19 protein-coding genes and 2 rRNA genes (1 of these 21 only partly in view) are annotated in these 26918 nt (G+C 62.5%); 6 read left to right on the top strand and 15 right to left on the bottom strand.

Translation table 11 applies throughout. The annotated features are described in order from the left end of the window. The first annotated feature begins 370 nt into the window (after positions 1 to 370). From ACN9MX_RS19775 to kdpC, 4 genes are read left to right on the top strand one after another with little or no spacing between them, the layout of a single operon-like run. On the top strand, positions 371 to 460 hold the full coding sequence (locus ACN9MX_RS19775; RefSeq protein ID WP_363828340.1) for a potassium-transporting ATPase subunit F: 90 nt from the start codon (positions 371 to 373) through the stop codon (positions 458 to 460). 12 nt (positions 461 to 472) lie between these two features. Beyond that, positions 473 to 2176 (top strand): potassium-transporting ATPase subunit KdpA, encoded by a 1704-nt coding sequence (gene kdpA / locus ACN9MX_RS19770; RefSeq protein ID WP_363828337.1) that lies wholly within the window; start codon positions 473 to 475, stop codon positions 2174 to 2176. A 10-nt stretch (positions 2177 to 2186) separates the two neighbouring features. After that, a complete protein-coding gene (gene kdpB / locus ACN9MX_RS19765) occupies positions 2187 to 4217 on the top strand; it encodes a potassium-transporting ATPase subunit KdpB (protein WP_426387693.1) in 2031 nt (676 codons plus the stop codon). 52 nt (positions 4218 to 4269) lie between these two features. Next, positions 4270 to 4857: a potassium-transporting ATPase subunit KdpC gene (kdpC, locus tag ACN9MX_RS19760; RefSeq protein ID WP_363828330.1), complete on the top strand. Its 588-nt coding sequence runs from the start codon at positions 4270 to 4272 to the stop codon at positions 4855 to 4857. A 6-nt stretch (positions 4858 to 4863) separates the two neighbouring features. On the opposite strand, the gene ACN9MX_RS19755 is transcribed toward kdpC, so the two are convergent. The 7 genes from ACN9MX_RS19755 to ACN9MX_RS19725 form a co-directional block, all read right to left on the bottom strand. After that, positions 4864 to 6264: an FAD/NAD(P)-binding protein gene (locus tag ACN9MX_RS19755; RefSeq protein ID WP_363828327.1), complete on the bottom strand. Its 1401-nt coding sequence runs from the start codon at positions 6262 to 6264 to the stop codon at positions 4864 to 4866. Positions 6265 to 6274: 10 nt separating this feature from the next. Continuing rightward, entirely contained in the window at positions 6275 to 7447 is a 1173-nt protein-coding gene (ssuD, locus tag ACN9MX_RS19750; protein ID WP_426387692.1) for an FMNH2-dependent alkanesulfonate monooxygenase, read from the bottom strand. A 3-nt stretch (positions 7448 to 7450) separates the two neighbouring features. After that, complete coding sequence (locus ACN9MX_RS19745; protein WP_363828324.1) at positions 7451 to 8692, bottom strand: SfnB family sulfur acquisition oxidoreductase; 1242 nt, start codon at positions 8690 to 8692, stop codon at positions 7451 to 7453. A 41-nt stretch (positions 8693 to 8733) separates the two neighbouring features. Beyond that, positions 8734 to 9927, bottom strand: coding sequence for a sigma-54 interaction domain-containing protein (locus ACN9MX_RS19740; protein WP_363828321.1), 1194 nt, complete (start codon positions 9925 to 9927; stop codon positions 8734 to 8736). A 132-nt stretch (positions 9928 to 10059) separates the two neighbouring features. Continuing rightward, positions 10060 to 11157: a dimethylsulfone monooxygenase SfnG gene (sfnG, locus tag ACN9MX_RS19735; protein ID WP_363828319.1), complete on the bottom strand. Its 1098-nt coding sequence runs from the start codon at positions 11155 to 11157 to the stop codon at positions 10060 to 10062. 38 nt (positions 11158 to 11195) lie between these two features. Then, the gene (msuE, locus tag ACN9MX_RS19730; protein WP_363828316.1) at positions 11196 to 11783 is read right to left on the bottom strand and encodes an FMN reductase; all 588 of its coding nucleotides are present in this window, start codon (positions 11781 to 11783) and stop codon (positions 11196 to 11198) included. A 168-nt stretch (positions 11784 to 11951) separates the two neighbouring features. Then, complete coding sequence (locus tag ACN9MX_RS19725; protein ID WP_363828313.1) at positions 11952 to 13169, bottom strand: acyl-CoA dehydrogenase family protein; 1218 nt, start codon at positions 13167 to 13169, stop codon at positions 11952 to 11954. Between the two features lie 569 nt (positions 13170 to 13738). Here ACN9MX_RS19725 and ACN9MX_RS19720 point away from each other — a divergent pair. Further along, a complete protein-coding gene (locus tag ACN9MX_RS19720; protein ID WP_363828311.1) occupies positions 13739 to 16405 on the top strand; it encodes a sensor histidine kinase KdpD in 2667 nt (888 codons plus the stop codon). Then, positions 16402 to 17100: a response regulator transcription factor gene (locus ACN9MX_RS19715; RefSeq protein WP_363828308.1), complete on the top strand. Its 699-nt coding sequence runs from the start codon at positions 16402 to 16404 to the stop codon at positions 17098 to 17100. Before ACN9MX_RS19720 ends, ACN9MX_RS19715 begins: the two co-directional genes overlap by 4 nt. A gap of 33 nt (positions 17101 to 17133) precedes the next feature. On the opposite strand, the gene ACN9MX_RS19710 is transcribed toward ACN9MX_RS19715, so the two are convergent. The 8 genes from ACN9MX_RS19710 to ACN9MX_RS19675 all read right to left on the bottom strand — a co-directional run. Continuing rightward, on the bottom strand, positions 17134 to 19029 hold the full coding sequence (locus ACN9MX_RS19710) for a potassium transporter Kup (RefSeq protein WP_363829409.1): 1896 nt from the start codon (positions 19027 to 19029) through the stop codon (positions 17134 to 17136). Positions 19030 to 19441: 412 nt separating this feature from the next. After that, positions 19442 to 19732 (bottom strand): hypothetical protein, encoded by a 291-nt coding sequence (locus ACN9MX_RS19705; protein ID WP_363828305.1) that lies wholly within the window; start codon positions 19730 to 19732, stop codon positions 19442 to 19444. Positions 19733 to 19747: 15 nt separating this feature from the next. Further along, entirely contained in the window at positions 19748 to 22186 is a 2439-nt protein-coding gene (locus ACN9MX_RS19700; RefSeq protein ID WP_363828302.1) for a TonB-dependent receptor, read from the bottom strand. A gap of 553 nt (positions 22187 to 22739) precedes the next feature. Further along, complete coding sequence (gene tnpC, locus ACN9MX_RS19695; RefSeq protein WP_363828299.1) at positions 22740 to 24263, bottom strand: IS66 family transposase; 1524 nt, start codon at positions 24261 to 24263, stop codon at positions 22740 to 22742. Positions 24264 to 24294: 31 nt separating this feature from the next. Beyond that, a complete protein-coding gene (gene tnpB / locus ACN9MX_RS19690) occupies positions 24295 to 24651 on the bottom strand; it encodes an IS66 family insertion sequence element accessory protein TnpB (protein ID WP_363828291.1) in 357 nt (118 codons plus the stop codon). Beyond that, entirely contained in the window at positions 24648 to 25088 is a 441-nt protein-coding gene (locus tag ACN9MX_RS19685) for a transposase (protein WP_363828288.1), read from the bottom strand. Before ACN9MX_RS19685 ends, tnpB begins: the two co-directional genes overlap by 4 nt. A 204-nt stretch (positions 25089 to 25292) precedes the next feature. Then, positions 25293 to 25407 (bottom strand): 5S ribosomal RNA (rrf, locus tag ACN9MX_RS19680). A 119-nt stretch (positions 25408 to 25526) separates the two neighbouring features. Then, positions 25527 to 26918, bottom strand: a 23S ribosomal RNA gene (locus tag ACN9MX_RS19675); it runs 1408 nt beyond the window's last position.

Raw genomic sequence — 26918 nt, 5'->3', positions numbered from 1 at the left:
CCCTTCCATCTGCAATGACGACGCCATATCCGTCATCCCGTTGCTCGATCCATGACGCCGTGCCGGGCAGTGCCCCGCAGTGAAAGGCATCTGACGCGGCGCGGGCTGGATTGCGAAGCAGATCATTTTCAGCAGATCATTTTCATACGCAATTTCTATGCCTCGCTCATTTCCCCTGTCTCGATTTCAAACGCCGCCATGCCTTAATTGACCTGCGGCAGACGATAGCCCGTCCCGCACCCCTGCGCGACAGTTTCGACTGCGGGAGTTTTCTTATGCAAGACATGCTCTGGATCGGCCTGATCCTCCTCCTTCTCGTCGCCAGCCTCGGCTATGCCGCGCTGTGCGAGCGGGCGTGAGGAGCGGCGTCATGACCATCGACCTCTGGCTCGCCGGGTTCACCGCCATCGCCCTTCTCTTTTATCTGGTCGCCGTGCTTGCGCGGCCCGAACGCTTTTAGGGAGGGCGTTTCATGACCTTTCAGGGATGGCTGCTGATCGCGGCCTTTGTCGGCCTGCTGCTTGTCCTGGTAAAGCCGGTCGGCCTGTGGCTGTTCGCGCTATACGAAGGGCGCCGCACGCCGCTTCATGCCGTGCTCGGCCCGGTCGAGCGCGGCTTCTACCACCTTTGCGGCATCGACCCGCAGGAGGAGCAGGGCTGGCGCCGCTATGCCGTGCACATGCTGATCCTCAACGCGGTGGCGCTGCTCCTCACCTATGCGCTGCTGCGGATGCAGGCGGTGCTGCCGCTCAACCCGCAGCATCTGGGCGCGATTGACGCGCATCTCGCCTTCAACACCGCGATCAGCTTCACCTCGAACACCAACTGGCAGAGCTATTCTGGGGAATCGACCATGTCGAACCTCAGCCAGATGCTGGCGCTCACCCTCCACAATTTCCTTTCGGCCGCGACGGGCATTGCGCTCGCATTCGCCTTGTTCCGGGGTTTCGCGCGGCGCAGCAGCGCCACCATCGGCAATTTCTGGGCCGATACAGTGCGGGTAACGCTCTACCTGCTGCTGCCGCTCTCTGTCGTGCTTGCCATCTTCTACATGGCGAGCGGCGTGCCGCAGACGCTGGCGGGGTCGATCGACATCACGACGCTGGAAGGCGCGAAGCAGACCCTCGCCCTGGGCCCGGTCGCGGGACAGGAGGCGATCAAGATGCTGGGCACCAACGGCGGCGGCTTCTTCAACGCCAACAGCGCCCATCCGTTCGAGAATCCGACCGCCATCACCAATTTCGTGCAGATGCTCTCGATCTTCGCAATCGGCGTCGGCCTCACCTACACCTTCGGCAAGGCGGTCGGCAATGTGCGCCAGGGATGGGCCATCCTTGCCGCGATGATGGTCCTGTTCCTCGCCGGCGTGGCCGTCACCTATTGGCAGGAGGCGGCGGGCAACCCCATCCTCCACCATCTGGGAGTGCCCGGCGGCAATATGGAGGGGAAGGAGGTACGGTTCGGCATAGCCGCCTCCGCCCTCTTCTCCGTCATCACCACGGCGGCAAGCTGCGGCGCGGTCAATGCCATGCATGACAGCTTCACCGCTCTCGGCGGCCTGGTCCCGCTGTTCAACATGCAGTTGGGCGAAGTCGTGGTCGGCGGCGTCGGCGCGGGCATATATGGCTTCCTGCTGTTCGCCATCCTCGCCGTGTTCGTCGCCGGCTTGATGGTCGGTCGCACCCCGGAATATGTCGGCAAGAAAATCGAGAGCCGGGAGGTAAAGCTCGCCGTTCTCGCCATCGCCGTGCTGCCGCTGGTGATATTGGTCTTCACCGCGCTGGCGAGCGTGCTGCCGGCTGGTCTTGCGGGGCCGCTCAACAAGGGACCGCACGGGTTCAGCGAGATCCTCTACGCCTTCACCAGCGCGGTCGCCAACAATGGGTCGGCCTTTGCCGGCATCTCCGCCAACACGCCCTTCTACAACGGCCTGATGGGCGTGGCGATGTGGATCGGGCGCTTCTTCGTCATCATACCCATGCTGGCCATCGCCGGCGGGCTGGCGGCGAAGAAATACACGCCGGAAACCGCGGGCAGCTTCCCCACCACGGGGCCGCTCTGGACAGGGCTGCTGGTCGGCATCGTGCTGATCGTCGGCGGACTCACCTTCCTGCCCGGCCTCGCCCTTGGCCCCATCGCCGATCATCTCGCGATGATCCATGGCCAGCTCTTTTAAGGATCACCCCATGCCCCGGTCCGAAGCCAAATCGCTCTTCACCGCCGACCTCATCCTTCCAGCGATCGGCGACGCCTTCCGCAAGCTCAACCCAAGGGAACTGATCCGCAACCCGGTGATGTTCACGACCGCCACGGTCGCCGTGCTGCTGACGGTGCTGCTCGCCGTGGGGCAGGACCATCTCGCCATCGGCTTCAAGCTGCAACTGGTGGTCTGGCTGTGGCTGACGGTGCTGTTCGGCACCTTTGCCGAATCGCTGGCGGAAGGGCGCGGCAAGGCGCAGGCCGCCTCGCTGCGCGCAGCCAAGGCGGAACTGACCGCAAAGCGGCTGAAGGGCGACGCCGTCGAGACGGTCCCGGCCAGCCTGCTCAGGATGGGCGACGTCGTGCTGGTCGAAACCGGCGACCTCATCCCCTCCGACGGCGAGGTCATTGCCGGCGTCGCTTCGGTCAACGAAGCGGCCATCACAGGCGAATCCGCGCCGGTCATCAGGGAAGCGGGCGGCGACCGCAGTGCGGTGACGGCGGGTACGCGCGTCATTTCCGACCAGATCCGCGTTCGCGTCACGGTCAATCCTGGACAGGGCTTTCTCGATCGCATGATCGCCCTGGTGGAGGGCGCCGAACGGCAGAAAACCCCCAATGAGATCGCCCTCACCTTGCTGCTGGTGGGCCTCACCATCATATTCCTGATAGCGGTCGGCACGATACCGGGCTTTGCCAGCTATGCGGGCGGCAGCATTCCGGTGGCGATCCTCGCCGCCTTGCTGATCACGCTCATTCCGACGACCATAGCCGCGCTGCTGTCGGCCATCGGCATTGCGGGCATGGACCGGCTCGTGCGGTTCAACGTGCTGGCCAAGTCGGGCCGCGCGGTGGAGGCGGCCGGCGACATAGACACGCTGCTGCTCGACAAGACCGGCACCATTACCGTGGGCGATCGTCAGGCGACCGAATTCCGCGCCGTCGGGGGAGCAACCCAGGCCGCATTGGCTGAAGCCGCGCTGCTCGCCAGCCTGGCTGACGAAACACCGGAGGGCCGCTCCATCGTCCTTCTGGCGCGGGAGAAGTTCGGGCAAAGCGCGGATACGCTGCCCCATGGAGCAGTGGTCATTCCCTTCACCGCCCAGACCCGCCTTTCCGGGGTGACGCTTCAGGGATCGACCATCCAGAAGGGTGCGGTGGACAGCATCCTGCGGGCCAATCCCGGCCTGGAGGAGGAGGCCGCGGCACAGGAGCTTCGCCGCATCACCGACGAAATCGCGCGCGCGGGCGGCACGCCCCTGGCGGTGGCGAAGGATGGGCGGCTGCTCGGCGCGATCTTCCTCAAGGATATCGTCAAGGCGGGCATCCGTGAACGTTTCGGGGAACTGCGGCAAATGGGGATCCGCACGGTGATGATCACCGGCGACAATCCATTGACCGCAGCCTCCATCGCGGCGGAAGCGGGCGTGGACGATTTCCTCGCCCAGGCCACGCCTGAGGACAAGCTGGCGCTGATCCGCAAGGAACAGCAGGGAGGCCGGCTGGTCGCCATGTGCGGCGACGGCACCAACGACGCGCCGGCGCTGGCGCAGGCGGATGTCGGCGTGGCGATGAACACCGGCACCCAGGCGGCGCGGGAAGCCGGCAACATGGTCGACCTCGACAGCGATCCGACCAAGCTGATCGAGGTGGTGGGCCTTGGCAAGCAATTGCTGATGACGCGGGGGGCGCTGACCACCTTCTCGGTAGCCAATGACGTCGCCAAATATTTCGCGATCATCCCGGCGATGTTCGTGGCGCTCTATCCCGGCCTTGGGGTGCTCAACATCATGGACCTCGCCAGTCCGGAGAGCGCGATCCTTTCGGCCATCATCTTCAACGCGTTGATCATCCCATGCCTGGTTCCTCTGGCGCTGAAGGGCGTGACCTATCGCCCGATCGGGGCGGGACCGCTGCTGGCGCGAAACCTCGCCATTTATGGACTTGGCGGGCTGGTGGCGCCCTTTGTGGGGATCAAGCTGATCGACCTTGCCGTGAATGGGCTGGGCCTGGCCTGACCCGCAGCGCAACAGCCGTTCGTTTCGCGCGAACGGAGGAAAGGACTTTCCGATGTTTACCGACCTGAAGACCGCCCTGCGCCCCGCGCTGGTCATGACCCTGCTTTTCGCGCTGCTGCTGGGGCTCATCTATCCCCTGGCGCTGACCGGCATTGGCCAGGCGCTCTTTCCCTTTCAGGCCAATGGCAGCGTGATCCGGCAGAACGGCAGACCAACCGGCTCCGCCCTGATCGGCCAGAACTTCTCCGAAGACCGCTATTTCCATCCACGCCCCTCCGCAGCGGGCAAGGGCTATGATGGCCTTGCCTCCTCCGGCTCCAACCTCGGTCCCACGGCGAAAGCGCTGGCGGAGAGGGTCGCAACGGACGTCGAAGCGCTTCACTCGCCCGGTCGTCCCGTTCCATCCGACCTGGTGACCACCTCCGCATCGGGGCTGGACCCTGATATCAGCCCCGATGCGGCCTTTTTCCAGGTGGAACGGGTGGCCAAGGCACGCCGACTGAACGCTGATCAGGTCCGCGCGCTGGTCCAGGGGAGCATCCGGAAGCCGCTTCTCGGCTTTCTGGGCGAAGCACGGGTCAATGTCCTCGAAATCAATCAACGACTGGACGACATCGTCGCCCATCGGACACGGCCCTGACCCTCGTCATTCGGCGGCTGAGGCCATGACCCATGAGAGGGCCTCGATGATGCCATTGGCGACAAGCACCGCATGATGGGTCACTTCGGGAAGACCCATCAGTTCCCCAAATTGGCCCCGGGCCAATGGACCGGCCACGAACAGCGAGCCATTCGCGCCGTTTTTGCCGAGCAATCGGCTTTTCTCATCCACAGGCAAGCCAAGTCCGGTCGGATCGACCACGGCCCGGCCCGCGTTAAACAGGTCGGCGAGAAAGGGCTGGGACGTCAGGACGTCCGAATGACCCGGCCCGGTCGTCGCCACAACGGCATCGAAGGTCCGCCTTTCCGTCCGTCCGCACCGCCTTTTGAGCGACACATGCAAGCCAGCAGCGTCGGCATCGGCCGATCGCAGGGATGCGGCATATATGTCGAGCGACCCGCTCGCCAATCGTCGATCGAGCAGCGCGTCGGCCTGCGGCGCTATGCGAAATCTGTGCGTATCCCAGAAGGGGCGGATATGGCGAATGAGACGACGCCGCTCGGCAAGCGGCAATGCGCGCCAGATGCCCTGGCCCTGCGTTCTAAGACAATCAAACAGGCCCTGCCAGGGGCGGTCGGGCCGCACCGCCCGACGCACGCGGCGAACCAGGTCGAGTGCCGTACGCGAAGGCGGAGTCAGGAAATCGCCATAAGGTTCGACCAGCTTCCGGGCATGGGCGCGCGACCGCTGGCCGCGGCGGGAAATGGCGGTGATGGGACCGGCATGTCCCTTGCGCTCCAGCGAAGCGACGACGTCAGCCATGGTCAGCCCGGTCCCGACGATCAGCACCCTGTCGCTGGCATCAATGCCATCCAGCGCGCCCGGCGCCCATGGATCGGCAACGAACTTGGGCTGCCCCGCCAATCCGCCGGTCAATAGCGCCGGAGGCATGGGCGGAGGGTGGCTGGTGGCGATGACGACCACATCTGCCTGATACAGCTCTCCTCCGCTCGTCTCCAAGGCCCAGCCAAGACGGGTGGAGGGACGGACGCGGGCGATTGCGGACCGGATATGGCGAACGCGCCCGCTCGCCAGCACCGGTTCCAGCATCTCGCGGACATAGCGCCCGAACAAATGCCGCGCCGGAAAGCGGCGCCCGTCCGGCAGCACCGCATCCGGATCGTCGCCCAGCGCGTCATTCTGGTCGAGCCAGTCGCTGAACTGGTCGGGTTCATCAGGATCCAGCGTCATGCGACGCGCCGGAACATTGACGCGATGCGATGGATCGAGGGTTGAATAAGCCAGGCCCGCACCGATCGCATCACGCGGTTCGAAGATCAGGATGCGCACGGCATCGCCCCCGATCCTCGCCAGGTGATATGCAGTCGCCGCGCCCGAAAAACCGCCGCCGATGATCGCTACCGTTGGAGGAAGATGGTTTGTCACGCCATCTTCCTCAGGACTGACCGGTTCGCAGCAACGGGCGGTGGTCGCCGGCGATGGTTTCGCCAAACGGTCCCATATTGCTGGCGGCCGCCCTGGCCCCGGTCGCATGGGCGAGCGGCAGGCGCGGCAGCACCAGCTCACCGAAACGATAGGCTTCCTCCAGATGCGGGTAGCCCGACAGGATGAAGCTGTCGATGCCCAGGCGTCGATATTCGTCGATGCGCGCCGCCACCGTTTCCGGATCGCCAACAAGAGCGGTGCCCGCCCCGCCCCGGACGAGGCCAACGCCCGCCCACAGGTCGGGGCTGATCTCCAGCCGGTCGCGGCGGCCGCCATGCAGGTTGCTCATGCGCTGCTGGCCCACCGAGTCCATCCGCGCGAACACGCTCTGCGCGCTGGCGATGGTGTCGTCGTCGAGGCGACTGATCAGACGGTCGGCTTCAGCCCAGGCATCCTCTCGCGTCTCCCGGACAATCACATGCAGGCGAATGCCGAAGCTGACCTCACGCCCCTCCGCCCTGGCCAGCGCGCGGATATTGGCGATTTTCGCGGCGACATCCGTCGGGGGTTCGCCCCAGGTCAGATATTTGTCGACCATGCGCGCGGCGATGCGCGACCCGGCATCGGACGATCCGCCGAAATAGAGCGGCGGATAGGGCGTCTGAACCGGCGGAAACAAAAGACGCCCGTCAGAAATGCGGAAATGCTTGCCCTCATGCTCCACGACCTCGCCGCGCAGCAGCGCCCGATAGATGCCGAGAAATTCCTCGGTCACCTCATAGCGTTCGGCATGGCTTTGAAAGATGCCGTCGCCGCCATTTTCCACCGGGTCGCCGCCGGTGACCACGTTGATGAGCAAGCGACCGTTGGAAATGCGATCCAGCGTCGCTGTCATTCGCGCGGCGAGCGTGGGGGACTGCAGGCCCGGGCGCACCGCTACCAGAAAGCGCAGCCGCTCCGTCACTGGCGCAAGTGCGGAGGCGACCACCCAGCTATCCTCGCAACTGCGGCCCGTCGGCAGCAGTACGCCATAATAGCCCAGTGAATCCGCGGCCTGGGCCACCTGCCTCAGATAAGGCAGGTCGACCGCCCGGCCACCCTCCTGCGTGCCCAGATAGCGGCTGTCGCCATGCGTCGGCAGGAACCAGAGAACATTGATCTTGTCAGGGACGGGGGCGGCCATGGCTCAGCTCCACGCGTGAAGCGGCGGCTTTTCGCCGTTGAGATAATAATTGCCCAGGATCGCATATTTCCAGCGGACCGGATCGTGCAGCGTATGGGTGCGCGCGTTCCGCCAGTGCCGGTCGAGCCCATGTTCGGCAAGCGTCGAGCGGGTACCGGCCAGCTCGAACAGCTTGTTGGTTGCGTCGATGGCAAGCTCGGTGCTCAGCACCTTGGCTTCGGCCGTGGTGATCTGCGCCGCGGCTACGGTTTCCGCATTCGGGTTGACGACCGCTTCATCGACCGCGATCGCCGCGCGATCAAGCAGCGCGCGTGTCGCGTTGAGGCGCAGCTTCAGCCCACCGACTGCCTGGATGACATAGGGATCCTGCCATGCATGGTCGAGGCCGCTGTCCAGCCATGGTCGCGACTTGGTTCGCACGAACCGGATGGTGTCCTCGATCGCGGCGGCGGCGATGCCGGTATCGACCGCGACCTGAATGATCTGGAAGATCGGGCCGTCGGCCGTCGGCTCGGCATAGCCCTTCCACCCTGGGATCACGTGGCTCTTGGGTACGCGAACATTGTCCAGGATGACCGTGCCGCTCAGCGTCGTGCGCTGGCCGAAGGCGGACCAGTCGTCGATCACGGTCAGACCCGGCGCGCCCCGCTCGGCAATGGCATACCAGGCGCGGCCTTCGCCATCGACGGCGACGATCGGAACCAGATGCGCGAGCAAGGCGCCGGTCGAATAGAATTTGCGGCCCGAAACGATCACATCGTCGCCGTCCTCGGCGAAGCTGGTTTCGAATTCGGCGGCGCGTTTCGATCCGAATTCAGAGAAGGCATTGCCAAACCGCGTGCCCGACAGCACCTTCTCGAACAGGATCTTCTTCTGCTCCGGCTCGGCGGTGGTGCGGATCGCCGCGACGACCCCGATATGGTTCTGGGGAATCTGGCCCAATGACGGATCGGCGGCCGAAATGATTTCGATGACCTTCACGATCGTCCGGTAGGAAAGCTCCGGCCCGCCATGGTCTCGCGGCACGTTGAGCGACCAGAGTCCGCTTTGCGAAAAGGCGTCGAGTTCAGCGACCGGCCAGATGCGCTCGCGATCGCGTTCCACAGCCCCCTCGGCAAAACGCGCCGCCAGCTTTTCTGCCGTCTCGATCGCCTCGGCATCGCTGCGGATGATGTGGGCAGGCTCGGCGGGGCGGGCGAGCGGCGGCACGCCTTCCTGGACATTGGGCTTGTTGATCGCATTCATGACGATACTCCTTTTGAAACGGGGATGGACGGATTGTCTGTTCAGTTGATGCTGTGGAACGGCGGCAGCGCGGAGCGGCCGTCGAGTGAAAGCGTCGTGTCATCTGCGGAGGAACTGTTGTTCGCCGGCGACGCGGGGCGGCTCGGCGGCGCGCCTATCTCGCCCATGCGGATCAGGCGCGCCCGCACGATATTGCGGCTGATGCCAAGCAGGCGCGCGGTCTGCACCTGATTGCGGTGGCAATAGTCGAACGCGGCGCGGAACAATCGATCCTCGATCCGTTCGAACAGGTTCTCGCCGCCTTCCTCGAACAACGGCACCAGCGCCTCTTCCAGACCGGGCCTGCCCTGGGAAGAGAGCGCAGCCGGTTCCGCGTCAGCACTCCGGGAGGCTGGCGCCGCCGCTCCCGGCTCCCAAGCGGCGCGCACCTGGAGTTGGAGGTCCGCAGGGCTGATGACCCCGCTCTCGCACATCAGCAGAGCATGATGAATGGCGTTTTCCAGCTCTCTGATATTGCCGGACCAATTATGCTGCACCAAAGCCCGCTCCGCTTCCGGCGAGAGGACGGCATGCGCATAGCCGAGCCGCTGGCAATGCTGGCGCAGGAAGAAGGCGGCAAGGGGGAGGATATCGCGCGTCCGCTCTCGCAAGGCGGGCAATTCGAGCGAGGCGACGCGCAGGCGATAGAACAGATCCTCGCGGAACCGGCCCGAAGCCACAGCCCGTTCCAGATGAACGTTGGTGGCGGCGATCAGCCGCACATCGATCGGGCGGCTCGTGCGGGAGCCCACACGCACCACCTCGCGTTCCTGCAGCACGCGCAGCAGCTTGACCTGCATCGCAAGCGGCAGGTCGCCAATCTCGTCCAGGAACAATGTGCCGCCATGAGCGGCTTCGAACCAGCCTTCCTTGGCGTTGACGGCGCCGGTGAACGCGCCCTTTTCGTGGCCGAACAACTCTGCCTCGACCAGCGTTTCCGGCAGGGAACCGCAATTGACGGCGACGAAGCGCCCTTCCCGCCGCGCGCTCAGTTCATGGACGTGGCGCGCGACGATCTCCTTGCCCGTGCCGGTCTCGCCGATGATGAGGACATTGGCCTCACTCGGCGCGATGCGGCGGATGCGGTCAAGCAGCGCGCGCGACAACGGATCTTCGAACACCATCGCGGACGCGCGCACCGACTTGGTGAGCGAGCGCGGATCGGAATAGGTCAGGAAGGAATCGCTATTGGCCAATGCCTTGCCTCCTTCTGAGGGGTGATCGGCGTTTTCGCGCCGGCAGGCCGCACCCGCCTGCCCGCGAGACATGGTCAGCGGGTTCCGCTCCATCATGCGCGAGAAGGACGGGTGGTGCGCTGCTCATCGGGATCAGGCCACTTCGAGCGCCGCTTCGGCTTCCAGCTCCCGCACGATCGGCAGGACATTGCGGCCGAAATATTCGACCTCTTCCTGGAAATGCAGGAAGGCCGAAAGGATGAGGTCGACGCCGACAGCCTTCAGCGCGATGATGCGCTCGGCGATCTGGCGCGGCGTACCGATCAGGTTCGTCTTGAACCCGTCATTATACTGGACGAGGTCGTTGAAGGTCGACTTGGCCCAATTGCCTTCACCCTCCGGCGAAGCCTTGCCTGCCTGGCTTACCGCCGATCCGAACGCCTGGACCGCCTCCGGATCTGCTTGCGCGATGATGTCGTCGAGGACCTGCCGGGCCTCCTCCTCGGAATCGCGCGCGATGATGAAGGCGTTGACACCGATTTTGACGCTGCGCCCTTCGGCTGCCGCCTTGGCACGCACATCGTCGACCTGTGCCTTAATCCCTTCGATGCTGTTGCCATTGGTGAAGTACCAGTCGGACACGCGCGCCGCCATGTCGCGCGCCGCGCGCGAACTGCCGCCCTGAAACACCTCGGGATGCGGTTGCTGCAGCGGCTTGGGCTGCAACGTATAGTCAGTGAAACGATAGAAATCGCCACGGAAGCTGAAGTTGTCCGTAGTCCAGATGCCTTTGAGCGCGCGAATGAATTCCTCAGAGCGGCGATAGCGCTCGTCATGTTCCAGCCAATGTTCGCCAATGGCCGTGAACTCGCCCTTGAACCAGCCGCTGACGAGGTTGATGGCCACCCGACCCCCGCTGATCTGATCGATGGTGGCAAGCTGCTTGGCGACGACGGCCGGCGTCCACGGCCCCGGCAGGATCGCGGCGATGACCTTCAGCCTAGTCGTCGCCGCCAGCAGCGCCTGGCTGAAGGCAACCGGCTCATGCTGATATTCCGCGCCATAGCCTGCGGTGAAGCGGATCTGTGAGAGCGCATAGTCGAAGCCCGCCGCTTCCGCGATCTGGGCGAGCTTGCGGTTGTAGTCGATGTCCCAGCTTGTCCTTTGCTGGATCTTGCTGACGACCAGGCCGCCGCTGACATTGGGCACCCAATAGGCAAAGCGAACTGGTTCGACTGAGGGGGAGGACATGGGCAATCTCCTGTCGTGATGGGGAAGGATTGGGGGAGTCAGAGCTGGGCCAGAAAGGGCTGGCGCAGAATGGCGGGCTGCGCTGCCTCCAGCCGGCTGAGCCAGGGGAGAGCGGCATCGACCGCCCTTGCGATGCGCTCGACCAGGGCCGGACTGGCCGGGCGAAAATCGATGAAGTCGCCTTCGGTCGCGTAGATGCCGAGCGGGAGCGGCACCGCGTCGAAAAAGGCGAATAATGGGCGCAATTGATGATCGATCATCAGCATGTGCCGCTCCGTGCCACCCGTCGCGGCGAGCAGCACCGGACGGCCGACCAGCGCCTCCCGCCCGACAAAGTCGAACAGATGCTTGAGGAGCCCGGTATAGGATGCCCGGTAGACGGGACTGGCGACAATCAGCAGGTCCGCCTCCTCGATCGCCTGCACGGCAGCAAAGGCATCGGCGGGCAGATGCGCGCGCTGCATTGCGCCGCCGACCTGCGGTCCGATTTCGGAAAGCTTCACCGTCCGAACGCGGGCAGGCATCGCGGCTTGCAATTCACCAATTATCGCATCGAGCAACGCCTCGGTACGAGAGGGCTGCTGCAGTGAGCCGGCAATGGCCGTTACGTTGAGCACTTTGGTCATCGAACTGCTTCCTTGTGGACGAACTTCACTAAGCAGAAAGCGTGCCAGTTTGATTATATTATTTATTTTCAGCTATTTACTTCAGTTCTAGCCCACATCGTTCGACCGGCATGCTTCTTATTGCGCAGCCATGTGCTGATCTCCTGCTGCATAAGCAGCAGGAGATCATCAGGAGTAGAAGGTAGGCAGCGGTTCCTCATCGTTGAGCGCCCAATCCCCCAGTTCCCGCAGCTTGTAATCGATCGGGTCATGCAGGGCGTGGGTGCGCAAATTGCGCCAGAAGCGGTCGAAGCCGAAACGTCCCATGGTCGAACGCGCGCCCATCACATCGAACATGCGGTTTGTGATCTCCATCCCACCGCGGATCGACGCGACCTTCGCGGTGGCGATGCCGATCGCCGTTTCCGACCGCCGCTGTCCGGATAGGGCGTCGTTCTGCTCCCATGCGGCGTCCAACAGGGCCGCAGCACGATCGTTGAGCAACCGCGCACCTTCCAGAGCGAGCCAGAACTCCCCGGCCCGCTCCAATGCATAGGGGTCTTTCGACTGCTGCTCGGCGGCCGAAAACAACCAGCGGCGCGCCTCGCCATGGACATATTTCTTCGTCGCCCGGAACGCGCCTTCGGCAATGCCCAGATAGATGTTGGACAGGATGAGCTGGGCGATGAGCGGGCGCAGCGTCGCGAAGGTCGACCCCAGCGGACCCGGCGTCTGCAATATCTCGCTTTCCTCGATGCGCACGTCTTCGAACGTCACGGTTCCGCTGTCCGTCTGGCGCTGGCCGATATTGTCCCAGTCGTCATGCGGGGTGATGCCTTTCCGGTCGCTGGGGATCGCGGCGATGACGAGCCGGTCGAGCCCGGCCTGCCGTGCCGAGACAATCAGGCGATCGGAATCGAGTGCGCCGGAACAGAAACTCTTGTGCCCACTGAACGACCGCCAGCCTGATTGCGCCGTGCTGAGCATGCGACTGTCGAGCGGATTGAGCGCATTGCCCCAGAACAGCGGCGCGCGCGCCGTATCCCGATAGGCCGATTCCCACTGGCCCGCCGCGCCGAAGAGTCGGACGGTGGCCAGCAGCAGGTGATGGAAGGCATAGACATGAGCAAGCGAGCTGTCGGCCGCTGCCAGAATCCGCACGGTCTTCATCACGGTCGTCCAGTCGCCGCCAAGGCCACCATAAGCGACGGGAATGCTGAGACGCAAAAGCCCGCTTTCCCGCAGCAGATCGCGCTCCACCTTCGGCGTTCCGCCGGCACGGTCGCGATCCGGCGCGGAAAGGTCAAACAGCTCGGCCAGAGCATGGGCCCGGGCCAGGGGATCACTGACATCTGGGCTGACCGCCTGCAAACCCTTGCCGTCCAAAGTCGTCGAGCGGAAGTCCATCCTACCATCCTCCAAAATGCCGCATTCGGCCGCAGCGGCTGACGATGATCAGGACCGCAAGCACCGTGCCATTCTCGCAACGCGCCTGAATCCGGAGATGTCGAAAGGGCCGGCAGGCCCAGGGCAGCACCGTTGCTGATCGAGTGCTGCTGAAGAAGCAGCCGATCAGCAGGCTCGCGCCAGATTGGAACGCATGAACAGGCGGACGCTTACCCGGCCGAACGTCGTGACGCTTCCTGCCCGGCGAAACCGCCCGGCGAGTGTTTTTCCAAGATTGAGGCGAAACAGGGATCTGGCATCACAGGATCCTCTGCCGCCGTCTGACGACCTGGCCGGGCTTAAATCATTGAAGGCAGCAACGGTTACGGTTCGCTTTCTTCCGGGGCTCTGACCGGCGCATGTGCGTGGCACAGCGACAACAATCAGTAGGCGGACCGTCTTTATCGGGATCTTACCCGCGATTTCGCTTGATCACGCAAACCAATCGGGCCATGCTGAAGCAATCCATGAATTTGCCTGGGTTCCGACCGGAAACCTTCCCGCGGCTGCAGACACCTCGCTGTGACAGAATGAGTGACCCTGAGCGCCGCGATCCCGAAATTTTTCTCCGTCAGGCAGCGCAGGAGGGGCGTGGCCGTCTCAAGATATTTCTCGGCGCGGCACCGGGCGTGGGCAAGACCTATGAAATGCTCACCGACGGCATGCAACGGCTGAAGGCCGGCGTAGATGTCGCGGTGGGTGTGGTCGAAACTCACGGCCGGCACGAAACCGAGGCCCTGCTCCATGGGCATGAGGTCATCCCCCGACGCGAAGTCGATCATCAGGGCCATGGCCTGACCGAAATGGACCTCGACGCCATCCTCGCCCGCCATCCCGCTCTGGTGCTGGTCGACGAACTCGCTCACAGCAATGCACCGGGCAGCCGCCATCCCAAACGCTATCAGGATGTCGAGGAGTTGCTCGATGCCGGCATCGATGTCTATTCGACCGTCAACATCCAGCATGTCGAGAGCCTGAACGACATCGTCGCTTCCTTCACGCGCGTCCGGGTGCGGGAAACCGTACCCGATTCAATCCTTGAAATGGCCGAGATCGAGGTAGTCGATATCCCGCCCGACGAACTGATCGAGCGCTTGAAGGAGGGCAAGGTCTATGTTCCGGCGGAGGCCAGCCGGGCGCTCAACCATTTCTTTTCCAAATCCAATCTGACGGCGCTGCGAGAGATGGCGCTGCGCCGCGCCGCGCAGGCGGTCGATGCCCAGATGCTGGACTATGTGCGGGCCCATGCGCTCGCCGGCAGCTTCGCAGCGGGCGAGCGCATCGTCGTCGCGATCAGCGAACTGCCAAGCGCACAGGGCCTTGTGCGCGCTGCCAAGCGACTGGCAGATGCCCTGAGGGCCCCGTGGACCGCTGTCCACATCGAAACCCAGCGCAGCCTTGCCTTCACGGCGGAGGAACGCGCTCATCTGGCGGACACCATGGCGTTGGCGTCGCGCCTGGGGGCAACGACCGCGACCATCCCGGCCTCCAGTGTCGTGGAAGGACTGCGTCAATATGCGACAGACGCACGCGCCACCCAGATCGTGATTGGAAAGGCAAGCCGGAGCTGGTGGTTCGAACTGCGCCATGGGTCAGTGGTCGATCGGCTGGTGCGCAATATGGGCGATGTCGCAGTCCATGTGCTGCCCGGCGAAGAAACGGCCCATCATCGCCGTACCCGGCGCGCCGCCACGAGTCCCTGGGGGAAGCCCTCCGACTATCTGTGGTCGACGGCGATGATCGCGATGATGACCGCCGTGGGGCGCCTGCTGGTCCAGACCATCGCGCTTGGCAACATCGCCCTGCTCTATCTGGTGCCTGTGATGTTCGCCGCCGCCAGCTTCGGCCTGCGTGCCGGGCTGTTCGCCGGGCTGCTGTCCAGCCTGGCATATAATTTCTTCTTCCTGCCGCCAACCGGCACGCTGACGGTCAGCAATCCGGAAAATGTCATTTCCATCCTTGTCCTGCTGGGCGTCGCCATCGTCACCAGCCAGTTCGCCGCGCGCGTCCGCGCCCAGGCGGATCTGGCGCATGGCAGCGCGCGGCAAAATGCAGCGCTCGCCGGCTTCTCCCGTCAACTCACCGCCGCTGCCAGCCAGGATGAGTTGATGCACGCCATATGCGGCGAGGTCGGACGGCTGTTCGATGTGCGCACGGTCCTCCTCCTTCCCTCCCCCGATGGGCCGCAGCTGCGAGCCGCCGTGCCACCCGAGGATCGGTTGGAGCAGATCGAGAAGGCCGCCGCCCAATGGGCGATGGACAATGAGCAGCCCGCGGGACGTGGATCATCGACGCTGACGGCATCGGACTGGCTGTTTCACCCCTTGCGGACGACGCGCGGCGTGCTCGGCGTGCTGGGGCTGGCGCGGGAGGATGCCGGGGAACCGCTGCGATCCGATCAGTTGCCGCTGCTCATGAGCTTGCTGGACCAGGCCTCGATCGCGTTCGATCGCATGGCGCTGGAGGAGGAGATGCTCGATGCGCGCCAGATCCGGGAACGGGACCGGCTGCGTTCGGCCCTGCTCTCCTCCGTGAGCCATGACCTGCGCACCCCCCTCACCACCATCATCTCGGCCATTCACGAGTTGAAGCGCCAACACCCCTCCGATCTTGCCGACACGGTGGAGGCGGAGGCGCAGCGGCTGACCCGCTTTGTCGCCAACCTGCTGGACATGGCGCGCGTCGAAGCTGGCGCATTGCCGCTGAAGATCGAGCCGATCGACCTGTTCGATGCAGTGGCAGGCGCCGTACATGACACGCGCCAATCGCTCGCAGGGCATGAGGTAAAGGTGGATATCCTGCCCGATATTCCCTTGGTCCGGGTCGATCCGACGCTATTGCATCATATCCTCATCAACCTGCTCGACAATGCGGGGCGCTACGCCGATCCTGACACGCCCGTAATCATCAGGGGGCAGCGCCTGCATGATGCGATCACCCTTTCGGTGATCGATGAAGGCCCCGGAATTCCATTGGGCAGCGAGGCTAGGGTGTTCGACACTTTCACCCGCATGGAGGGATCTGACCGGGCGAAGCACGGTACCGGCCTTGGCCTCGCCATCGTCAAGGGCTTTGCAGAGGCCATGGGCCTTGGCGTTTCCGCGGCAAACCGGGGCGACCCGACAGGGGCCTGTTTCACCCTCCGCTTTCCCCAGACACTGATCCTGTCTCCGCTTCCCGATGAGGACATATTATGACGACCCGCCACAAGGTACTCATCGTCGACGATGAACCGCAGATCCGTCGGCTGATCCATGCGGCCCTGGCCCGCGCCGACTATGCGACGGTGGAAGCAGCCAATGCCCGGGAAGCGCTCGAGAAACTGCGGGAGGAGCGACCGGACATCAGCCTGCTTGATCTGGGCCTGCCCGACCGGGACGGGCTGGAACTGGTGCCGCTCATCAAGAGGGACTCGGACACCAGCCTGATCGTCATCTCGGCACGGGACGCGACCGAACAGAAGGTCGCGGCGCTTGATCTGGGCGCGGACGATTATCTCACCAAACCTTTCGACACGGACGAGATGCTCGCGCGCGTGCGCGTGGCGCTCCGCAATCGTATGACCAAGGATGGTGGCGTTTCGACGGTCCGCGCGGGAAATGTCATGATCGACCTGATGGCGCGGATCGTGACGAAGAAGGGACAGGAAGTGCATCTGACGCCAAAGGAATATGGCGTGCTGGCGCAACTGGCCAAATATCCCGGGCGGGTGATCACCCATCAGCAGATCATGGCCCATGTGTGGCCGCACGAACATGCGCATCATGTTGAATATCTGCGCGTTCTGGTGCGCACCCTGCGGCAGAAGCTGGAGGATGACCCCCAACGACCGCGCATCATCGCCAATGAACTGGGAATAGGCTACCGGCTGAAGGAGGGCGATGGCGGTTAAGCGCTCCCGCACTGAGCCGCCGAAGCGCAGCGTTCAGATCTCGACCTGCGATCCCAGTTCCACGACGCGGTTGGTGGGCAATTTGAAGAAATCCATCGGCGTCACCGCGTTGCGCATCATCCAGGCGAACAGCTTCTCGCGCCAAATGGCCATGCCGGGCTTCTCCGACGGGATCAATGTCTGGCGGCTGAGGAAATAGCTGGTCTGGCTGACGGCGATCGGTCCGCCGCAACCTTCGACCGCTTTCATCGCGGCTGGAATGTCGACCTCTTCCATGAAACCATGGCGCAACATCACGCGATAGAAGCCCGCGCCCAGATCCGTCACTTCCGACCGGCCGGTCAGCGGCAGGTGCGGCACCCCTTCCGTTCGCACGGTCAGGATGATCACGCGCTCATGCAGTATCTTGTTATGCTTCACATTATGGAGCAGCGCCGGCGGCACCCCCTCTATGCGGGAATTGAGGAAGATCGCCGTGCCCGGCACACGCTTCAGGGAACCGGAAACAGACTGGATGAACAGTTCGACATCCATCGCGCCTTCGAGCAGATAGAAGTTCATGATCTTCCGTCCTGTCGACCATGTCGTAAGGGCGATGAACACCACGGCCGCCACCAGCAGCGGGAACCAGCCCCCATCGGGAATCTTGGTCGCATTCGACAGGAAATAGGCACCGTCCACCACCAGGAACAGCCCCGTTACGCCCGTGGCGAGCAGCCGGTTCCAGCGCCAGACGCTGAAGGTCAGCACGGCCATCATGCAGGTGGTTATGACCATGGTCCCCGTAACGGCAATACCATAAGCCGCCGCGAGATTACTCGAAGACCGAAAGCCCAGCACCAGCAGCACGACCAGGAACAGCAGCGCCCAATTGACCAGCGGCACATAGATCTGTCCCGCCGCCGAGGCGCTGGTGTGTGCGATCTTGAGGCGAGGCAGGAAGCCTAGCTGCACCGCCTGCTGAGTGACCGAGAAAGCCCCGGAGATCACGGCCTGGCTGGCAATCACCGTGGCGAGTGTGGCCAATATCACCAGCGGCAGGCGCGCCCATTCCGGCGCAAGCAGGAAGAAGGGATTTTCCGCCGCCTCCGGGAGATCGAGCAGCAGCGCGCCCTGGCCCATATAGTTGAGCAGCAGGCAGGGAAAGGCAGCGTAGAGCCATGCTATGCTGATCGCCTTGCGCCCGAAATGCCCCATATCGGCATAGAGCGCCTCCGCTCCCGTCACCGCGAGCACGACAGATCCGAGCGCCAGAAAGGCGAGCTTTACATCCAGTACAAAGAAATGGATGGCCCACATCGGGTTGACGATCGCGACAATCGCCGGATGGCGAATGATGTTGAGAATGCCGAGCCCGGCCAGGACCAGGAAATAAACGGCCATGATCGGTCCGAACAGCGCGCCCACCCGCGCCGTGCCATGCTTCTGGATCAGGAACAGCCCGATCAGGATGACGATAGCGACCGGAAGAACGAAGGGCGTGAAACCGTCATTCACGGTCTCCAGCCCTTCCACCGCAGAGAGAACCGATACGGCGGGAGTAATGATCGCGTCGCCGTAGAACAAGGCTGCCGCCAGCACGCCCAATATGGCGATCGTCGGCGTCCACCGACTCTCGCCCAGCTTGCGGGAAATCAGCGCGAGCAGAGCCATGCTGCCGCCCTCCCCGTGATTATCGGCACGCATGATGATGAACACATATTTGACGGTGACAATCAGCGTCATGGTCCAGAAGACCAGAGACAAAACTCCATAGATGTGAGCGGGGTCGACGGCCAGCGGATGGTGGCCGACAAAGCTCTCCTTCAAGGCGTAAAGCGGTGATGTGCCGATATCGCCGAACACCACACCCAGCGCCCCCAGCGCCAGAAGCGGCAGCTTCTCTTGCGGATGGCCGTGGCCAACCCCCTCGCCCGCTCGATCCGTCATCCGCACCGTCACCCGCTGTTTCCCGGCCGCCCATTGCATGGAGCCACATTATATTTCCAGTGGAACTTTATTCGATCAGCATAGGATTGGCGTAGGAATGCACGAAAATCCTGTCGGATCCTATGGAATTTAAACGCAGAGCGCGGCCTTTCGCTCTCGATAATCTACGCCGAAATGCGCAATTGGACATTCTCCCCGAAGGAGAATGCCGAAATGACGCACTGGTATGAACATGGGGCAGCTAAAATCGGAGTGAGGCTGGCTGGCTTGGTCCTGTTGATCTCCACTTGGCCAGAGGAAGGCCTGTTACATCGGCTGGTCCTGGGCACTCCGGGCACGGAGATGACCGCTGCAGAAATCACACTCGCCGCCCTTTTGTTTCTGAGCGGAAGCGCAGGCGCGGCCCTGACTATCATGGGACCACGACTGTGGCAGCCGGTGAAACTTTCAGCACGCTGGTCCAGCCAGGGATCCGCCAACCCAAAGTCGCGTCAGCCACTGCGCGGCAAAGCCGATCATCCGTAGAAAGCCGCCCGTCGGCACTCTGTCCCAGCGACGCCTGCACTTCCGTCTTCTCCATGTCATCGACAGCTTGGGCTTCGCAGCCCAAATCCATGCAAGATTTCCGATGGCCAAGCGCGACACCGACCGGACGCTGATGTGCTTGCTCCATCAGCGCGCGTCCGGTCAGCTGCGCCATCATCGGCGACAGACGCTGCTACCGGCGGTACGTCACGGTAAGACCTATGGTACGCGGGCGGAATGTCGCATTCTCGAAAAGCAGCGTGCTGCTATCCTGATGAGCAAGGGCCAGACGGGGGGCGCTATCGAGCAGATTGTCCACGAACAGCGATATATCCGCGCCATGCACAAGCGCGCCAGCACGCAGGCTGACGAACGTAGTGGCCGCGGGGGCGATCAAACCGGCGTCGTAACTGGCGCTAGCAGGATCGCGTTGCGGTATCGGACGTCGCAGTCGGCTTTGATACTGAAGGTCACCGCGGAGGAAGGCATCGACGCCGCCGATTCCAAATTCATACCGCCCGCCGACGCTCAATGTCCAAGGCGGACCTTCGATCGCGTCGCCGTTCAGCACCACGATCTGACCTTGCGGCGCCAACCGCGCATCCTGCGTGAAATGCGTATCGGTGTAGCCCGCCGCCAGGTCCAGTGTCACGCCCCGCAGCGGCGAGAGCGAAGCCTGAAGATCGAACCCGCGACTACGCGCGGTGCCAAGGTTGGCGATGAAGCGCAGGGCGCAGGTCGGCAGGTTGACTATTTGCTGGATGTCGCTCCAGTTCGAAGTATACGCCGACGCTTCAATTTGGACCTTTCCTCCGAAAAACTTGTTCTTCGAACCAAGCTCCCAACTCGTAACCTTGTCGGATTTGTAGGCGCCTGGAGCAGAGTTCAGACCAAGCGCAGCAAGATCGTCTGCGCACGGAGTGACCGGGATCGGCGGATTGGCGCCGGCGGCGCGAAATCCCTTGGACCAGCTGGCGTAGAACAGGTTGTTCCGGTCGGCCTGATAATTCACGCCCAGCTTTGGCGTAAAGGGCCTGTCGGTTTTCCTGCCGGATCCTTCGGTACGCGAACCATTTTGCGAGCCGTCGGCGAAATTGACGACTGAGAATTTGGACTCCGCGTAGCGACCGCCGGCGACGAGCTTGAGCTTTTCGGTGATCCCATAGGTGACATTGGCGAAACCGGCTATCTGGCTTTCCGTGGCGACCGAATTGTTGATGTAGCTATCCTGTCCATAGAGCGGATAGCTGAAAAAGTCTTCGAGGCTTTGGCCGAACACTGCATTGAAGAAGCTATTGCCGAGCGGATCGACCAGCTCGTCCGTGCTGCGTTGGCGGCTGTGCTGGTAGAAAAGCCCGATCACCCAGTTCAGGCGTGCGTTCGGATCCGACGATTGCAGGCGAAGTTCTTGCGTCACGAGCCGCTGTGTATTGGTGACGTGCGATGGGCTAAGATAGTAGGGCAATCTCTTATCGATGCCGGTCGGCGTCAGGAAAGGGTAGAGCGGGCCGGGATTGGCATCGGTACTGCCGCCGGGCCCGGTGCTTTGAAACCCGCAACCATCCAGATAGCATTTCTGGTAATAGGAAAGATTATACAGCGTGCCGCTGTAACCGGTGCGGTTCATACGTTGAAAATATGAACTGATCGATGTAATCGAGACTCCGCCGGCGTCGTACTGGATGTTCAGCGAGGGTTGATACCAGCGGTCGGAACTGCCCCGATATTCCGGAGTACTGGTGCGGAAAACCCCGTTCCCCGGATCAGAAATGCCGACAAAGAAATTGTCAGATGCGTTTGTAACGCGCTTCTGATAGGTGATGCCGAGGGTGATCTTGAGGTCCTCGTCCGGCGCGTAAGTAAGAGCGCCCCGCAGCACAGTGACGTCGCCGTGATTGATGTTCTTGTCATCGACGATGCCGGTTTGGTTGTCGACATGATCGATGTAGCCGGCGTCACGCCGGTGCCAGGCGCTGATCCGGAAGCCGAGTTTCTGGGGAACGATCGGTCCGCCAATCGCTGCGCCGGTTTCCCAATTGACACCGCCATGTGCAACGGCAGCGATCTCCGCCCGGTCATAAGTCTGAAAATGATCAAGATTGGGTTGCGGCGTGATGAATCGGACCGTACCACCTTCCGACCCGGCGCCGAACAACGTGCCTTGCGGCCCGCGAAGCACTTCTACACGCTCCAGATCAAAGATGGCGGGCAATGTGTTATCTGAACTGAAGCCCAATCCGCGTATCTGAATTGGAGTGTCGTCTATGTAGATGCCGGTCGTGCCCGCCCCCGCGTCTGACGCAATGCCACGGATGCTGATGTTGTTGCTTGCGCCTCCCGCGCTTCGCCCGAAACGAATCCCAGGGGTGAAGCGCGCGACGTCGGCCAAGGATTTGATGCCGCGAACATCCATCGACTCTTGGGAATAGGCGCTGATGCTGATTGGGACGCGTGATGCGACCTGCGCCTGGCGGGTAGCGGTAACAACGATCTCGCTCGGTCCTTGCGCCTCGTCCCTTCCTGGTGGAGCGTCTTGCTGCGGTGCCTGAGCGCGCGCAGGTATCGCCACCAGCAGGCCGGTAAGGGCAACCCCCATCATCAGCCCATTATGTAGGTTTTGATGCTTCTTCATGTCCGTGCCCCGTTCGTTTGCGTTCTTGATGTCGCGATGCAGGTGCCCGGCATCCTCCGATACAGCCAAGTCTAGGACGATTGCGCGCTCCTGCTACGCCAAGAGTGCCACTACACAAGGCTTGCAGTGCCACCGACGGTTGCTGGATGTGATCGATCAGGCGCGGTGAATTGTGACTCGGCCGTGCCTGGACGTCGATAATTTGGCGTGCGGTGAGGCGGTTGACCCTCGGGCCGTCAACGCCCTGATGAAGCCCTCGCCTGTGTCTCGAAATGCAAATGGCGCCCACCTTTGTCGATGGCCAGATCCTAGGTGGCGTAAAGGTGGCGAGCAGAAACTCATGTGCTATCCTCGCGCCATAGATCCTGCTGCGAGCAACGCTGCGGTGATTCCTGGTCCGGCGATGCGCTCACTCCGGCTTGCCGAAACCCAAGATCGTGGGAGCAACGTCGCGACAGACATGAAACCGGTGAATCGGCTCGCCGCCAACGACATTCTACGCAGGCGTCGGCGTGTTTTGCTCCAGGGCGGAGTTCAACCGTAACCGGTGTTCTCAGGCCACGGCGGTCCATGGCATGAGTTCGCCGACGGCGCTGGCCGGATGACCCGCGGCCAGCTTGCTGAGCGTTTCGGTCAGCCAGGTGTGCGGATTGATACCGGAGATCTTGCAGTTCTCGATTAGCGTGGCGGTGACCGCCCAGTTGTCGCCGCCTTCATCGGAGCCGGCGAACAGGGCATTCTTTCGATTGAGCGCGAGGGGCCGGATTGAGCGTTCGACGGTGTTGCTGTCCAGATCGATGCGGCCATCATTGAGGAAGCGCGAGAGGCCATCCCAACGGGTGAGCGCGTATCGGATTGCCTCGCCGAGCTTGCTCTTTGCGCTTACCTGGCGGTTCCGCGCATTGAGGTATTGGTGCAGGTCATCGACGATGATGCGACTGCGTTCGCTGCGGATCAACCGGCGCTGTTCGGCAGGCAGCCCTCGTACCTCGTCCTCAATGGCGTAGAGCTGTGCGATCCGGCGCAGCACTTCGGTGGCGACTGGCGAGCTGTCGGCCAGTTCGTAGAACTTGCGGCGCACATGTGCCCAGCAAAAGGCGAGGTGGATATGGTTGCGCCGCCGGGCGAGCGCGGCGTAGCCACCATAGCCATCGACCTGCAGGATGCCGGCGAAGTCGCCCAGGTGCGTTTCCGCCCGCTCGCTCTTGCGATCGGCGGCATAGACATAGGCAACCATCGGCGGATCATCGCCGTCCCACGGGCGATCATCGCAAGCATAGGCCCATAACTGCCCGGTCTTGGTCCGCCCTCGACCGGGATCAAGCACTGGTGCGGTGGTCTCGTCGGCGAACAGCCGCTCGGATCGTCGCAATCGCTCCAGGATATGGTCGCGCAGTGGGCGCAGATACCAAGCCGCCCGTCCCACCCAGTCGGCCAGCGTTGAGCGATCAAGCTGGATGCCTTGGCGGGCGTAAATCTGTGCCTGTCGGTACAACGGCAGGTGATCAGCGTACTTGGCGACCAGCACCTGCGCGATCAGCGCTTCGGTAGGAATGCCGCCTTCGACGATCCGTGCCGGCGCCGGCGCCTGCACAATGGCACTTTCGCACGAACGGCAGCCGTAGCGCGGACGGCGCGTGACCAGCACGCGAAAGGTGGTGGGCACGACATCGAGACGCTCGGCCACATCCTCGCCGATCTGGTGGAGTGAGCCCCCGCAGCAAGGGCAAGCCCTGTCCTCGAGATCGACAACCTGTTCGATCCGTTCGAGATGGGAAGGCAGTGATCCGCGGTTGGTCTTGCGCGGCCGATCCGCCGGTGCCCGCTTCGCCTTGTCGCGGGCCTGCTCGGCCTGAGCCAATGCTGTCTCGACTTCTTCCAGGGAGAGCTCGAACTGGTCGGGATCGAGCTGTTCGGAACGGCGGCCGAAACGGTGGCGTTGCAAGGCATCGATGATGGCCTTCAGGCGCTCGACCTCGGCCTGGAAAACCTTGAGAGCATCAAGCTCGCGGGCCTGTTTGAGGACGAGCGTACGGAGCGCTTCGACATCGTTGGGAAGGTCCGCTTCTATAAGCATGAGGGCAGTGAATCAGCAGACGAATGCCCCGTCAACCGGCAATCTGCGGAGCAATCGGGCGCCGCCCGCCATGCACTCGGCGCCAGTCCAGACCTTCCAGCAGAGCGCCCAGTTGCGCCGCCGTCAGACGCATCACGCCGTCCTGGATGCCGGGCCACTTGAAACCGCCGGACTCCAGCCTCTTGGCCATCAGGCACAGGCCGGTGCCGTCCCACCAGATCAGCTTGATCCGGTCGGCGCGCTTCGCCCGGAACACGTAGATCACGCCCGAATAAGGATCACTGCCGTACTCAGCACCAACCAGCGCCGCGAGCGAATCTGCACCCTTGCGAAAATCTACCGGGCGCGTCGCCACCATCACCCGTGTACCAGGCCCGATCCCGATCATCGATCACCATCAATGCCTGGGGCCTGCAGAGCTTGGATAACGGCTACCACCAGGTCAGTCCGGGCCGCTTGCCCGATCCGGACAACGGCACCGCTGACCTCGACCTCTACAACCCCATCGTGCGAACCCGGCGGCGATGTCTCGCCAACCACGGGCACGAACATCGGCTCGTGACGGGGCGGAATCTTGCTGGCCTCTACCGCGTAACGCAGCTCCCGGCGCCATGTGTAAAGCAGCGCAGTGCTGACATCCCGCTCGCATGCAAAGGCAGCGACATTGTCGCAACGCTCCATCTCCGCAACCAGCGCCAGCTTCTGCTCCAGCGTCCAGACACGCCGTCGTCCGGCCATCCCGCTGAGAACTTCAACCCGCCGAACTGGCTTCAGAGCCACTCCAGTGTGGGTGTCCAATGCGGTCGTAAGGATGGCGTCGTCCATCCTCGCATCTCTGCCTGAGCCACCAAATCAGACAAGGTGGCGCCAGAACACCGGTTACAGTCATCAGGTGATTCCACCTGATTAGAAAACGCTCTAGGGGCTATTCAGAGATGGGGTATCAGACGCAAGAAAGCCCGCCGTTGCGGGCGGGCTTTTTTGCATGAAGCATAAATTGTGAATGGGTATTGAAGCGCGAGCTGTAATGCCTGGCGACGCCCTACTCTTCCGGGGCTTGAGCCACAGTACCATCGGCGCAGACTGGTTTCACGTCCGAGTTCGGGAAGGGATCGGGTGGGTCACAGACGCTATGGTCACCAAGCAATAGAGCTTGCGCTTCGTTTTTTAATCGATGTTTTCCGTGCAGATTATCTGGCTGTTTGATCACCACATTTGCTGACGTTTGCTGGAATATCCAGTGTTGTCATTGATGGTGGGACTCTCAGGCGCGATCAGAGCAATTAGGACCGGTTAGCTCCATATGTTACCACACTTCTACATCCGGCCTATCAAGGTCGTGGTCTACGACCGCTCGAAGAAATCTTATCTTGAGGGAGGCTTCCCGCTTAGATGCTTTCAGCGGTTATCCCGTCCATACATAGCTACCCTGCTGCGCCCTTGGCAGGACGACAGGTACACCAGAGGTATGTTCAACCCGGTCCTCTCGTACTAGGGTCAACTCCTCTCAAATTTCGACGCCCACGGCAGATAGGGACCAAACTGTCTCGCGACGTTCTGAACCCAGCTCACGTACCACTTTAATTGGCGAACAGCCAAACCCTTGGGACCTGCTCCAGCCCCAGGATGTGATGAGCCGACATCGAGGTGCCAAACGATTCCGTCGATATGAGCTCTTGGGAATCATCAGCCTGTTATCCCCGGCGTACCTTTTATCCGTTGAGCGATGGCCCTTCCACGAGGGACCACCGGATCACTATGACCGACTTTCGTCTCTGCTCGACTTGTCAGTCTCGCAGTCAGGCGGGCTTATGCCATTGCACTCTAACAGACGGTTTCCAACCGTCCTGAGCCCACCATCGCGCGCCTCCGTTACTCTTTAGGAGGCGACCGCCCCAGTCAAACTACCCGCCACAGAGGGTCCCTGCACCGGATAACGGTGCGAGGTTAGACATCAGAAAACAACAGGGTGGTATTTCACCTATGGCTCCACGACAACTGGCGTCATCGCTTCAAAGCCTCCCACCTATGCTACACAGTTCTTTCCTAATGCCACTCTGAAGCTGCAGTAAAGGTGCACGGGGTCTTTCCGTCTAACCGCGGGTACTCCGCATCTTCACGGAGAATTCAATTTCGCTGAGCATATCCTGGAGACAGTGGGGAAGTCGTTACGCCATTCGTGCAGGTCGGAACTTACCCGACAAGGAATTTCGCTACCTTAGGACCGTTATAGTTACGGCCGCCGTTTACCTGGGCTTCAATTCAGTGCTTGCACACCTCCTCTTAACCTTCAGGCACCGGGCAGGCGTCAGGCCCTATACGTCGTCTTGAAGCCGACTTAGCAGAGCCCTGTGTTTTTGCTAAACAGTCGCTACCCCCTGGCCTGTGCCCCCCACAAAAAGTTGCCTTCATGTGGGGCCTCCTTCTTCCGAAGGTACGGAGGCAATTTGCCGAGTTCCTTCAGGATACTTCTCTCAAACGCCTTGGTATACTCTACCATTCCACCTGTGTCGGTTTAGGGTACGGTCTATACGGTGGGGCTATTTCCTGGGACAACTTCCCTGCCCGGACCAATCCAATAAGGCCGAACAAGTTACGCCATCCGTCACACACCACCAGGCCCACGAATATTAACGTGGTTCCCATCGACTACCC

The organism is Sphingobium sp. R-21 (genome assembly GCF_049913335.1).
Classification (GTDB): Bacteria; Pseudomonadota; Alphaproteobacteria; order Sphingomonadales; family Sphingomonadaceae; genus Sphingobium.
This window is presented reverse-complemented; position numbering and strand designations above follow the sequence as displayed.